Raw genomic sequence first — 12,097 nt, 5'->3', positions numbered from 1 at the left:
GCCCGTTTCACGCCGAATTGAGTTGGGTGTAGCTCCAGCTCTGGGAAGTTCGTGGGTCATGCCGTGAGCCGGTAGTTGTGCTGGTAGGAGTTGGGGTAGAGGCGTTCGTGCTCCTGCGCGAGGTGGAATTTCCAGTACTGGTCGAGGTCGTCGTTGTCGTGCAGGGCCCGGAGTTTGAGGATGGCTTCGGCGCCGGACAGGCCCCAGCGGGCGCCGGTAATGTCGAGGCGGTCGCCGATCAGGTGGCGGCATGCCCCTTCGATGGCGCCGGTGGCGATCGGCCAGCCGGCGGCCAGGGCGGTGTCGTAGCGGAGTTGGTCGAGGTGCCCGGTGAGGTAACCGGTGCAGGCATCGACAGCCTCTCGCTTGGCGCCGCGCAGGCGGCCCTGTTCGGCCTGGGCGGTGATTTCGGTGGCGGCGCGGGCGGGCTGGCCGTGCAGGATGGTGGTGAGGTGGCTGGCGACCCAGGTCTCGGCCTCGACAGTGCCGGGCCGGTGGAAGGTGTGCGCCGCGGTCCATAGGTACTCGCTGACGTGCACGATGTCGAGTAGGACATGCACGCTCACCCTGCGCCGGGCGGTTTCGGCGTGGATGAGGTTGAGCTGGTGGCGGGCGCCGTCGACGAGGACGACCCAGGTGCGGTGGTGGCCGGGATCGCGGGCTTCGGCCTGATCGAAGGCGGCGGCAATGGTGTGCTCGGGCGGATGGGCGACCGATCCGGTCAGCCATTTCGCCACCGCAACCGGCCCCGATCGGGGCGAGCGCTGGCGGCTGCGGCCGTCGGGCGGGGCGATGACGTCGTGCGGCCGGCGGGGTGCCGGATCGGCGTCGAAGACGCAGGCCAGGGTGGCCATCCGTTTGCGGTGCGGTTTCTCGCCGGGGGCGAGCCGGGTGTGTATCGTCCGCCGGGCGGTGAGGTGAGCTTTGAGGGTGGCGGGCAGCAGGGTCTCGGGCCTCATGACGATGCCCTTGCCGTCGACCTGCAGGACGAGCAGGGTGTCGGCGGTCGCCGGCAACGGAACCTGTTGGCGGTAAAAGGCGTCGATGTCCCGGGCGGCTTCGGCTGCCAGGCGTTCGGCCTGCCGCTTGCCCAGTACCTTTCCGCAGCGGTCCTCGATCGCCACCTTCGCCTGGTCGTAGGAGCTGCGGATGGCCTCGCGGACCACGAGTCGGTGCAGGCCGTAGGAGTGCCGACCGGCGGGCAGCGACAGCTCCGCGTCGGCGGGACGGACGGCGGACAGTCCCTTCTGCCGCCAGGCGCATCGCTCGACGGTGACCGTGCCGAACACACAGGCCAGTGCGCGGTGGTGACCTGTCTCCCGATACGGCCGCACCAGCCCGTCCGCGGCGGTCGGCGGACGGTCCATGCGTTCGCGCTCGAGGCGGGCGCGCAGGTCGAGATGGCCTTGGAACAGCAACCGCAGCATCTCGCGGCCCTGTGCCTCGATCAATGCTTCCAGCTCGTGATGGGCCAGCCCTGCCGTCCGTGGACCGGCCAGGTCACTCTTGAGACGGTCGAAGGCCCTGACAGCGGCAGCGAACTCGGCGAAGGCAGCGATGGCGTCGTAGCGTTCCATCGTGGCTCTTCTTCCTGCTGTTCGGTTTGGGTGGTACCTCCGACGGTAGGAAGAAGGGCCTTCATCGTTCCGGGAGTTCGGTGTTTTCCCCGGCCGGCCGGTGAGCCAGGGAGAACCGACCGGGCTGGTCCTCGGTCAGCCAGCCCCGCTCCACCAGCCGTTTCAGCTTTCCCCGTGTCCCCTCGACCTTCGCCGAGGCTGCCGGCAGGCCGATCTCGGCACGATCTGTTTGGCCTGCATGGGGCCCGACGCGTCCGCCACCACCTCGACGATGTCCCGGTACACGTCCGGCAGCACGTCCACCGGCAGTCCCTCTCGCCAGTGCGGCACCATGATCGCCCCCACTTTCCGCACGGGCGCGACGTTCACCGACTCCGCCGCCTCCGTGGTGTCGAAGGTGTTCCGGGCGGAGATCTCCGCCGTCACCTGGGCCACCGTCTCGCACGTGACCCGCAACCGCGACCACACCTCGCGCTCGGCCTCCAACCGCCCCGTCAACTCCGCGAGCTGCGACTCAAGGGCTTCCACCCGTGCCCGCGCCGCAGCCTCCCGTGCCCGCAACTCCTCGACCAGCGACACCATCGCCACCGCCTCCTCCACCGCCACGGTAGAAGGACGACCGCTCGACGACAGCCCCCGTCGATGAATGTGCAGTTCAGCACTTCCCGCAGACGACGGCACTCGATATGGAGATCGAAGACTGTGTCTTCATTCGTAGAAGCAGGCCGCCCTCAGCATGCTGGCGATCAAGCTCCAGTCCGGGCGGTCCGGGATCGGTTCTCCTCAGTTGCGGAAGTAGCCGTCCATGTCATTGGTCCAAGCGCTGAGTGCTTCAAGGTAGTGGTCCAGCGATTGGTTCTCCCAACCGCCGGAGGCGGTCTCAGCTTCCTGGCTGAGCCTTCTGACGTAGGACACGAGATCTGCCCTTTTCCTCACCCAACTGGTGTCGTTCAAAGAATCCACGACGAGATCCTGCGCTCATCTCGGATCAAAGCCCAAGAATTATCCGCCGCCCGGCACCGAGATCAGTTTTCCCGCAAGCGAGCTACCCCCCGAAGTTGGTTGCTGGCGTCACGTTGGAGTTCCTGAACGGGTGAAGGACCACAACGGGTGGATGACCATGTGGATCACCAGCCTGGTTTTCCATATTGAGCAATCGAGTTCAAAGCCGCAGCACTTGGGTAACGTGTTGGAGCCACGTCACCTGACCGGCGAAACGGCGCATCCGTGACGGGGTCACCCAGCGATAGCACTCGTGTTCCCAGTTGAGAGTCAGTCGGCGCTGCTCGGTCGAGGCGTGGAAGGTGTGCACACGCCAGGTCCTTCCTTCGCTGTCAGGCAGGTCCAGCGCAGGCCCTTCGTCTAGTGTGACCAGGTGCTCGATCTTGAGCCCCGTTTCCTCGGCCAGCTCACGGAGCGCCGCCTCACGTGATGTTTCGGAGTCATCCAAGAAGCCAGTAACGCAATGCCAGCGCCCAGCGTCGGAAGAGACGTTGACGCTGCGCTTGAACAGCCCTATCTTGCCGCGCCAGGTCACGACCACCGCCACGACTTCATGCCGCGGGGCAGCCGCGGGTCGAAGCGGAGGGTGGGGGTGATGCTCGCCTTCCACCGCGTCACCGATCGACATGGACGCGATCCCGCTGGAGCGCCTCCAAGCCAGCGGCAGCGGCCCAGCCTCTTGCGTCGGCGATGTCGTCCCCGAGTTGGCGTACCAGGGCTTCGACGGAGCCGAAGGCGCGCATGGGGCGGAGCCGTTGGCACAGCTCGACCCTGATCGGTCGTCCGTAGAGGTCACCTCGGAAGTCGAGCAGGTGCGCCTCGAGCAGGCGTGGGCCACGTCTGTCGTAAAAGGTAGGGCGTCGACCCACCGAGACAGCCGCGACCCGTGGCCAGCTGTCGGGTTCGTCGAGCAGTCGGACGAGCCCTGCCCAGACCCCGTCACCACGGACCGCATCGCCGGCCAGCGACAGGTTGGCAGTTGGAAAGCCGAGTTCCCGCCCCCGCTGGGCGCCTGTCTCCACGACGCCCTCCACGATCAGAGGATCCGCTGCTTTCTGCATGATCTCCTCCTCCACGGTGCAATGAGTTGACCTGCCGCTCCCGCACCTCCCAGTACGGCGCACGCAGCTTGAACTTCTGCGGCTTGCCTGTAGTGGGGTGAGACGGCTCCGTTCGTAACTCCACAGATATGGGTGACTCGTAGCTGGCTAGCCGACACGTGCACCAAGTGATCAGCTCGGCCTCGGTCGCTTCCCTGGCCTGCTGAGACCACGACAAGCGCCGCTGCTGGTCAGTGGGTCACGTCGACGATCACTCGGCCGCGGATCCGCCCGGCGAGCAGTTCGTCGGCGGTCGCGATCGACTGGCTGAGTCCGATGTCGTGGCTGATCTCTTCGAGGTGAGCGCGGTTGAGCTCCCGGCTCAGTCGGCGCCAGGCCTTGACGCGCGTGTCGTAGGGCTGGGTGACGCTGTTGATGCCGAGCAGGCTCACGCCGCGCAGGATGAACGGTGCCACGGATGCCGGCAAGTCCATGCCCTGCGCCATGCCGCAGGCCGCCACGGCGCCCTCGGCCCTCGTACCGGCGCAGACGTTGGCGAGGGTGTGGCTGCCGAGAGAGTCGATGGCCGCGACCCACCGTTCCTTGGCAAGCGGACGCCCCGGCTCGGAGAGCTCGGCGCGGTCAAGGATGCTGGTCGCCCCCAGTTGTCGCAGGTAGTCGCCCTCCTCCGGGCGGCCGGTCCCCGCGATCACCGAGTAGCCGTGGCGGCTCAGCAGCGAGATCGCGAAGCTGCCCACCCCTCCGTTGGCGCCCGTCACCAGCACGTCACCGTCGCCTGGCGTCAGGCCGTGCTGCTCCAGCGCCATGAGGCAGAGCATCGCTGTGTAGCCAGCCGTGCCGATCGCCATCGCCTGCCGCTCGCTGAGGCCGTCCGGCAACGGCACCAGCCAGTCGCCCTGCAGTCGGGCGAGCTGCGCGAGCCCGCCCCAGTGGGTCTCGCCGACGCCCCAGCCGTTGAGCAGGACGCGGTCACCGGGGGAGTACGACGGGTGGTCGCTCGACTCGACGACCCCGGCGAGGTCGATGCCGGGGACCATCGGGAACTGCCGCACGACGGGTCCCTTGCCGGTGATGGCCAGGCCGTCCTTGTAGTTGAGGGTGCTGTAGGCGACCCGGACGGTCACGTCGCCCGCGGGCAGGTCGTGCGCGGACAACTCGCGCAGCTCGCTGCGGTAACCGGACTCGTCATTGTCGGTCACGATCGCGGTGAACATCAGTGCTCCTCGGATTGTCGCTCGGCAGGGTGGTCGACGTTCGATGGGTCGGTCAGTGATCGGTAGCGACGCAGACCAGGAAGCCGTCGAGCGGCCCGGTGCTGCGCACCAGCCGCGCCCGCGCCGGTGCTGCGCACCAGCCGCGCCCGCGAGACCGATCGTCTCCAAAGTTGACGACGGGGTGACCTGCCAGCGGACTCGAAGCATCCGGATCGCAACGTTGGCGCCAGCCAACTTGGCCAAGGTCATGGAGAACTGCGCCCGCAGCTCTGCACGACACGCCATGGCACGGGCGTCCTCCTCCGCGGACCCGGAGGCTTTCAAGGCGGCTCTCGTCTGAGGCGCTCAAACCAAATGGGGGCCTCAGACGAGCTCACCGGCGAGGCCCCGGTTGGGCGTTAGCCTTTATGGGCTGGGGCGCCCGAGGCCGAGGTGCTTGTTACGGATGGCCGCCGTGCGGCACGCTGACCCGCGTTGCGAGCACCTGCGACTCCCGGGCGGCGCTGCGTGCGGCCGGGTCGAAGTCGGGTGCCGCGCACAGGAACAGGGTCCGGCCGTCCGCGCCGCCAAGCATGCAGGCGAACACACCGCTGTCGGCTTGTACTTCGTCTATCACCTCACCGCCCTCGCGGACCCGGATTGCCTTGCCGTGCAGGGCGTCCGCGATCCACAGGGCGCCCTCAGCATCCAGGCAGCTGCCGTCCGGGGCCACGTCCGCACCGGTGATCATCGTGCCCATGTCGTCACCCGAGGGCACGGCGCCGAACTCGGCCCAGACGCGACGGTTTATCAGGTCGCCGTGGGCGTCGATGTCGAATGCGGTGACCCGGTTGCCGAGGGTCTCATTGACCAGCAGTACGCCGTCGTCGGTTACGACGGAGCCGTTGGGGAACCACAGGTCGTCGGCGATCTGTTCGACGCCTCCTTTGGCATCGACCCGGATCAGGCTGGTGGTGGCAGGCTTTGCTCCGCCGGCGAGGTCGAAGCCGAAGTTGCCGACGTAGGCCCGGCCGTGGTCGTCGACGACCATGTCGTTGAGGTTGCCGGGGACGTGTTCGCCCAGGTCGGCGTGCACCACCACGCCGCCGTCCGACTCCCGGCGCAGTATGCGGTGATCCTGCGCCGAGACCACCAGCAGACGGCCGTCGGGCAGCCAGCCGATGCCGCCCGGCTGCTGGGGCACCTCGAGCTCGGTGCGCAAGCCCGAGCCATCCGCGGTCACCGAGAGCACCTGGTTGGTGTAGAAGTCCGAAACCCAGAGACGTCCGTCGTGCCACCGCGGGCATTCCGCGAACGACAGGCCCGAGAGGACCGTTGTCAGTTCCGACATGTTTGTTCATTCCTTCCGCGTGCCGCGCGGCGGCACTGACTCCGTTGTCAGTGGATGTGCGGGGATGTGCGTCCCCGCTGGTCGCTGGTCAGCCGCGGGTCGGGCTGATCAGCGAGTCGAGCCGGTGAAACCGCGAGCCGTGGAAGACCAGGGGCTCGGTGTCGCTCGAGGTCGCCATCCGCTGCACACGGAGCAGAACCACATCGTGGTCTCCGCCCCGCAGTTCGGTTTCGACCGTGCAGTCGAGCCAGGCAGGGGCGCCCGAGAGGAACAGCGCCCCGTCCTCGCTGCTCTCGATCTCAAGATCGGCGAACCTGTCGCCCTGCCGCGAGGAGAGCTTGCGCGCCGCGTCGGCGTGTGAGATTCCGAGCACACTCACCCCGAGCCGGGCGGCCCTGCGCAGGGTGGGCCAGGTCTCGGAGCTGTGCGCGGCGCAGACCGATACCAGCGGCGGGTCGAGGGAGACGGAGGTGAATGAGCTGAATACCATGCCGACTGGCTCTCCCTCGACCAGCGCGCATACCGAGACCACTCCGCTGGGGAAGGCCCCGAAGACGCGGCGCAGGTCGCTGGTGTCGACTGGTTGCGCGAGCTCGTTCGGCAGCGCGGCGCTCACGACGCACCCCACAGGGAGCTCAGCCATGCGGCCGCGTTGGCCACAGCCGCGTCCGCCTCGGGAGCCCGACCGACCATGAGGACATACACGTGTTGCATTCCCTCCGCGAGTTCGGTGGTGACGTCGACGCCTGCGGCCCGCGCCTTATCGGCCAGCCGCTCGCTGTCGCTCTGCAGCGTCTCCTGGTCGCCATAGGCGACGAAGAGGGGCGGAAGCCCGGTGAGATCGGCGTGCAACGGATTCGCCGCAGGGTCGGTGACGGCGGTGTCGCCGAGGTACAGCGCCGCCATGTTCTCGGTGACGGGGCGCTGTACGAAGGCGTCCTTCGCGGCGTTCGACTCGAACGTCTCCCCGGCGCACGCCAGGTCGAGCCATGGGGAGAAGGCGACGATGCCGGCAACGCGGGGTTCGCCTTCGTCGCGGAGCCGGAGTGCGAGGGACACGGCCAGGTTTCCGCCGGCGGAGTCGCCCGCAAGGGCGATTCTCTCCCTTGCGTACCCCTGGCCCTCCAGCCACTTCAGCGCCGCAGCCGCGTCATCGAGCGGGGCGGGGAACTGTGCCTCCGGCGCCAGCCGGTAGTCGAGTACCAGCACGAGCGCTCCCGTTAGGCGGGCCAGATGGCCGCCGAGCTTGCGGTGCGTGTGCATCGAGCTGCCGATGAAGCCGCCACCGTGGAGGTAGAGGACGGCGCCGGTCGCGGAGCGCTGGGTCGGGGTGCAGAGGATGGCCGGATGATCGCCGGCCACCACCTCCTCGTAGGTGACCTGGGTCGGCTCGGCGCTGCGCACCTGCAGCTCGTCGAGCATGCGACGGATCGTGGCGAGGTCGGCGTCCGGGTTGGCGGCGAGCCGCTCGGTGAAGGAGTTGAAGTGCAGACGCAGGGCGTCGGACTCGACACTGGGCATGAGGATCAGAGTTCCTTGAGGGCCGGGATGACCTTCTCGGCGAACAGGCGCATGCTCGCCTCGGCCTTGTCGTGCGGCAGGCCGGCGTAGGTGAAGGCGCAGTTGAGGTGGTAGTCGCCGATGACGGCGCGGCGCGCCTTGACCTTCTCGATGATCTGCTCGGGTGTGCCCCAGGTCTGGGCGTCCACGTATGCCGCGGCTGATGCCTCCTGGCCGGCGTTGCGGATGATCTCGGCCACCGCGCTGTAGGACTCATAGCCGGCGGTCCCTGAGAAGTGCGTGCCGCCGAACTCGTAGTGCCGCATGACCTGTGTGAAGTAGCGCGAGATGTACTCGGTGGCGGTCTGCTTGGCCTCCTCCGGGTCCTCGGAGCAGTAGACGAACTCGGTCAGCGTCGGCGCGGGCGCCTCACGGCCCTGCTTCTGCCGGAAGGCCTCGCGGTAGTTCTCGATCAGCGGCGCGTGCTTCTCGATCGGGAACTGAACGAAGGTGGCCATGGCGGCGCCGAGTTCGGCCGCCACGTCCAGCGAGTCGGGCGACATGGCGATGCAGACCGTGCGGTCGCGGAACCCGCGCGGCGGAGCGGGCGCGATCGTGGCTTCGGGCTGCGGGAACAACGGGCCGTCGCCTGAGATCACGCCGGAGTCGAGGGCGCGCAGCACCATTTCGGCGGACTCGTCGAACCGCTCGCGGGCCTCGTTCATGTCCATGCCGAGCGAGGCGTACTCCATGCGGGACAGGCCCCGCCCCAGGCCGAGGCGGACACGGCCGCCCGCGAGGATGTCGAGCATCGCGACCTTCTCCGCGACGCGGACGGGCTGGGTCCACCACGGCAGGATGACGGCCGCCGGCACGAGCTCGATCGAGGTGGTGCGGGCTGCGAGGTAGGACAGCAGCTGCATGTTGTCGGGACACATGGAGTACCCGGCGTCGAAGTGGTGCTCCACGCACCAGATGGCCGAGAAGCCGAGCGGCTCCGCGAGGTCGGCGAGGTGGAGGTCTTTGCGGTAGAGCTCGGCGTCGCTCTGGTTCGGGTCGGAGTTCTGGAACAGGAGTTGGAAGCTCGGAATCATTGCGGTGTCCCCTTCTCGTGGAACAAGGAATGCGAACCCGGCTGATATGTCGAGCCGATGTCGCTCCGATGTCGCGCTGTTTTCGATGCCTGGAACCCTGCCACGCTGTTGGCACTGCCAGTTGTCGCATTCTGAAACGGATGTGACCGCCGCCACGGCAGTCTGTAGCGAAATGCGTCAACCGGTCTCGGGCTTTCGGGATTGCTGCCGGACGACCGCTGTACCGCCGCCCGATCACCGCAATGCGGATCGCTTCCATACGGTGCGAGCGGCCCGGGAAGAGCCCGTGCGCTTCCTCGGCAGCCGCCCGGACGCTGCGGAGTGTCTCGTTACGCGACACTCCGACGGCAAGTGACGTACGTAACATTGCCGTAACCGGGGTGGCACTCGGCGTCTGAGCCGCCGGCCGCGCCACCCTGCAGGAGGCGGGAGTCAGGAGGCCAAGGGATGAATGACTGGCTGCGCACCGCCAGCAGGGCGCGCGACGATGTCTTCTCCAACGCACTGGACGCACAGGTCGGAGCAGCGGCGGACCTGCACCCCACGGTGTACGAGTCATGGCGCCGCTCGCGCTTGCAAGGCCTGGCGCCCGAGGCCGCCTCTCCGGTTCCGCTGACCGAGGTGGAGTTCGACGGCTATCTCACGCGTACCGTCACCCCGATCGTCGAGAAGCGCGTCGCCGCACTCGACCAGAGCGCATGCGCTCTGGTGCTCACCGACCGCGAGGGCCGGCTGCTGCGGCGCTGGGTACGCGACCCCGCGATGGCCGCCGGCCTGGACGCCAAGGGCGTGGCAGCCGGGTTCATGATGGACGAGTCCACGGTCGGCACGACCGGGCTGGTCACATTGCTCACCGGCAGCCCGGTACTGATCCGGGGGCCGGAGCACTTCTCGGAACTGTTCAAGCAGTACAGCTGCGCCAGCGCCCCGATCTTCCATCCAGTGCGCCGGGCCCTGCTGGGCAGTGTCTCGCTCATCTGCCGCCTCGCCGACACCACCCCGCTCATGCTCTCGTGGGTCACGGAACTGGCGAGGGCCATTGAGGAGGCGCTGCTGCTCCGCGCCTCGCAGCGCGGGCAACGGCTCTTCGAGGCCTACACGACCTACAACCGCGACATACGCCACCCGATCGTCGCTCTCGACGTCACGACCATCATCACCAACGCGGCGGCGGCCCGCTTGCTCGGCGGCGTCGACCAGACCCTGCTGTGGGAGCACGCCCGGCGCAGCCTGCGCGAACGCAACCGCGGCCCGAGCAGTCTGACCCTGCCCGACGGCCAGGTGCTCAAGGTGGACTGCCGCCCCCTGGCCCATGACGACGCCGATGCTGGCGCCATCCTGATCTTGCGCAAGGACCCCACCCCCCGTGCGCAGCGGCCGGCGCCCGAGCTCGCGCAGGGCGCCTGCGGAGCCGCCACCGAGGCCTCGGTAGAAAGCCCCAGATCTGCCCCCGCCGCTTCATCCGTCCACGACGCTCCGGCCGTGCTGCCAGGTCTGGTCGGGCACAGCGAGAAGTGGAGAGCGCTCTGCCGCCGCGCGGCGTCCTTGCGCAACGGCCCCGAGGCCGTGCTCGTGCTGGGCGAGCCCGGCACGGGCCGCCTGGCGGTGGCGCAGGCCCTGCAGGACCTGCCAGACGTCCGCGTCGTCGACGCCGCCGAGGCCCTCGCACTCGGCGAGGACGGCTGGCGCAACCTGTTGGCCTCCCAGCTCAGCGGCCCTGACATCGCCCTGGTCGTACGCCACGCCGACTCGCTCTCGCCCTCGGCCGCACTCACGACCCTGGCCGCGGTACGGCGCACCCCGCCAGCCCGGCTGCTGGCGACCGCACGCAGCGCTGCCGGCGAGCCGGCTGCCCACAACGCGCTGCTCGACTCCTTCGAGCTGGTCCTTGAGGTCCCTGCGCTGCGCGAGCGCCTCGACGACTTCCCTGACCTGCTGGCCCGCTTCTCCGCGGAGGCGGCACGCGGCGGCACACCCGCCACATGGTCCCCGGAGGCGGTGCAGGCACTGACCCGGCTCGACTGGCCGGGCAACCTGACCTCCCTGCGGGCATTGGTGCGGCGTACGCTCACGGGCCGCTCCGCCGGACGGATCAGCACCGCCGACCTCCCGCCGGAGTACGTCGCGCGCGCCGCGCGACGCCAACTGGCCGCGCTGGAACAGATCGAGGCGCAGGCGATCGTGCGGGCGCTGCGAGAGGCGGGAGGCAACAAGCACCAGGCGGCACTGGCGCTCGGCATCGCGCGCTCCACCTTGTACCGCAAGATCCGCGCACTGGGTCTGGACCTCTCAGCCAGCATCTACTGATCCGACGGGGCAGGTTGACGCCACCCGGCTGCGCGCCCGCGGATCTCGCCCTGTTTGTCCTGGCGCGTGACGAGATGGCAGCAGGCAGTCCGTGCGATGCCGCTGCGCCCACTATCTATGGGAGGTCTCCGACCGAACCGGAATTATCTGAAGGAACCATCCTTGATATCGCCGCACCGCGCACCGGTTAGCGGTTCAAAAAGCTGGAGAGAACGAAATTATAGCGCTCTGGGTGCTCGAGCTGCGTCCAGTGGCCGCACCGTCCGAAAACGTGCAACTCGGCGCGCCCAATTAGTTCCAGGAGCCGGAAAGCCGAACTCAGCGGGATTACAGCGTCCTCGCGGCCATGGATTATGAGCGTCTCATGTGGCAGCGCGGCGATGAGTTCTTCCGGCACCGCCAGGCGATCCAGCACCTCCTGGTGGGGGTGGGGGAACATCTGCTCATACGCCTCCTGCCGCCCCGGACGGGTGGACGCCTCGAAGCGCAGCCGTAACAGGTCGTCGGTGACGAGGGGGGTGTCGTAGGCGAGCACGTCGACCAGGCCGCGCATGGCCTCGAACGACGGCCGGTAGCCCCACACCTTCCCCAGGCTCCGCGTGACGGGGAACGAGAGTCCGGCACTGCCCATGAGGGCGAGCCTGTCGACACGGTCGGGGTGCTCGGTGGCCAGGCGGAGGGCCAGCGCGCCGCCGAAGCTGTTCCCCACGACGCTGACCTGCTCCAGCCCAAGGCTGTCGAGCAGCGCGACCAAATGCTCGACCCAGCGCGACGGGGTGTAGACCCCGTCGGCGGGTCGCTGGGTGTCACCGAAGCCAGGGATGTCGGGGGCCACGACACGCAGGCTGCTCGCCAGGGCGGGGATCGTGAGACGCCACGTGCCCCACGCCGTGGCCCCGGGCCCGGACCCGTGCAGCAGCAGGACGGTGCCCGCCGGCCGGCCATGGGCCGGCGCAACGTCATGCACGTTCGTGGCTATCCCCCCCCGCGTCGATCGTTGTCCCGGTCTCGG

General features: G+C 68.6%; 12 protein-coding genes. 1 reads left to right on the top strand and 11 read right to left on the bottom strand.

Annotated elements, in window-relative coordinates:
- Positions 1-56: 56 nt before the first annotated feature.
- From AAC944_RS01045 to AAC944_RS01000, 10 genes are all read right to left on the bottom strand, one after another.
- Positions 57-1,577: an ISKra4 family transposase gene (locus tag AAC944_RS01045; RefSeq protein ID WP_030607975.1), complete on the bottom strand. Its 1,521-nt coding sequence runs from the start codon at positions 1,575-1,577 to the stop codon at positions 57-59.
- A gap of 162 nt (positions 1,578-1,739) precedes the next feature.
- A complete protein-coding gene (locus tag AAC944_RS01040) occupies positions 1,740-2,183 on the bottom strand; it encodes a hypothetical protein (protein ID WP_368396749.1) in 444 nt (147 codons plus the stop codon).
- A 177-nt stretch (positions 2,184-2,360) separates the two neighbouring features.
- A complete protein-coding gene (locus AAC944_RS01035) occupies positions 2,361-2,540 on the bottom strand; it encodes a DUF7660 family protein (protein WP_030607978.1) in 180 nt (59 codons plus the stop codon).
- Between the two features lie 199 nt (positions 2,541-2,739).
- Positions 2,740-3,207 (bottom strand): NUDIX domain-containing protein, encoded by a 468-nt coding sequence (locus AAC944_RS01030; RefSeq protein WP_078888264.1) that lies wholly within the window; start codon positions 3,205-3,207, stop codon positions 2,740-2,742.
- A complete protein-coding gene (locus AAC944_RS01025; RefSeq protein ID WP_196942726.1) occupies positions 3,194-3,655 on the bottom strand; it encodes a riboflavin kinase in 462 nt (153 codons plus the stop codon). Before AAC944_RS01025 ends, AAC944_RS01030 begins: the two co-directional genes overlap by 14 nt.
- Positions 3,656-3,870: 215 nt before the next feature.
- Positions 3,871-4,854, bottom strand: a complete 984-nt coding sequence (acuI, locus tag AAC944_RS01020) for an acrylyl-CoA reductase (NADPH) (RefSeq protein ID WP_030607987.1) — start codon at positions 4,852-4,854, stop codon at positions 3,871-3,873.
- Between the two features lie 439 nt (positions 4,855-5,293).
- A complete protein-coding gene (locus AAC944_RS01015; RefSeq protein WP_030607990.1) occupies positions 5,294-6,184 on the bottom strand; it encodes an SMP-30/gluconolactonase/LRE family protein in 891 nt (296 codons plus the stop codon).
- Between the two features lie 88 nt (positions 6,185-6,272).
- Positions 6,273-6,800 carry a flavin reductase family protein gene (locus AAC944_RS01010; RefSeq protein WP_368396748.1) on the bottom strand — a complete coding sequence of 176 codons (528 nt, stop codon included), beginning with the start codon at positions 6,798-6,800 and terminating at the stop codon, positions 6,273-6,275.
- Entirely contained in the window at positions 6,797-7,705 is a 909-nt protein-coding gene (locus AAC944_RS01005; protein WP_030607995.1) for an alpha/beta hydrolase, read from the bottom strand. The genes AAC944_RS01010 and AAC944_RS01005 overlap by 4 nt, the downstream gene beginning before the upstream one ends.
- 5 nt (positions 7,706-7,710) lie before the next feature.
- Entirely contained in the window at positions 7,711-8,778 is a 1,068-nt protein-coding gene (locus AAC944_RS01000; protein WP_030607997.1) for an LLM class flavin-dependent oxidoreductase, read from the bottom strand.
- A 447-nt stretch (positions 8,779-9,225) separates the two neighbouring features.
- Here AAC944_RS01000 and AAC944_RS00995 point away from each other — a divergent pair, with 447 nt between their 5' ends.
- Positions 9,226-11,085 carry a sigma-54-dependent Fis family transcriptional regulator gene (locus AAC944_RS00995; RefSeq protein ID WP_051871341.1) on the top strand — a complete coding sequence of 620 codons (1,860 nt, stop codon included), beginning with the start codon at positions 9,226-9,228 and terminating at the stop codon, positions 11,083-11,085.
- Between the two features lie 187 nt (positions 11,086-11,272).
- Here AAC944_RS00995 and AAC944_RS00990 read toward each other — a convergent pair whose 3' ends face one another.
- Complete coding sequence (locus tag AAC944_RS00990) at positions 11,273-12,052, bottom strand: alpha/beta fold hydrolase (RefSeq protein ID WP_368396747.1); 780 nt, start codon at positions 12,050-12,052, stop codon at positions 11,273-11,275.
- Positions 12,053-12,097 lie beyond the last annotated feature (45 nt).

The sequence above is a fragment of the Streptomyces sclerotialus genome, from assembly GCF_040907265.1.
GTDB classification, from domain to species: Bacteria; Actinomycetota; Actinomycetes; order Streptomycetales; family Streptomycetaceae; genus Streptomyces; species Streptomyces sclerotialus.
Note: the sequence above shows the minus strand (reverse complement) of the source record. Positions and strands in the feature narration are given on the sequence as shown.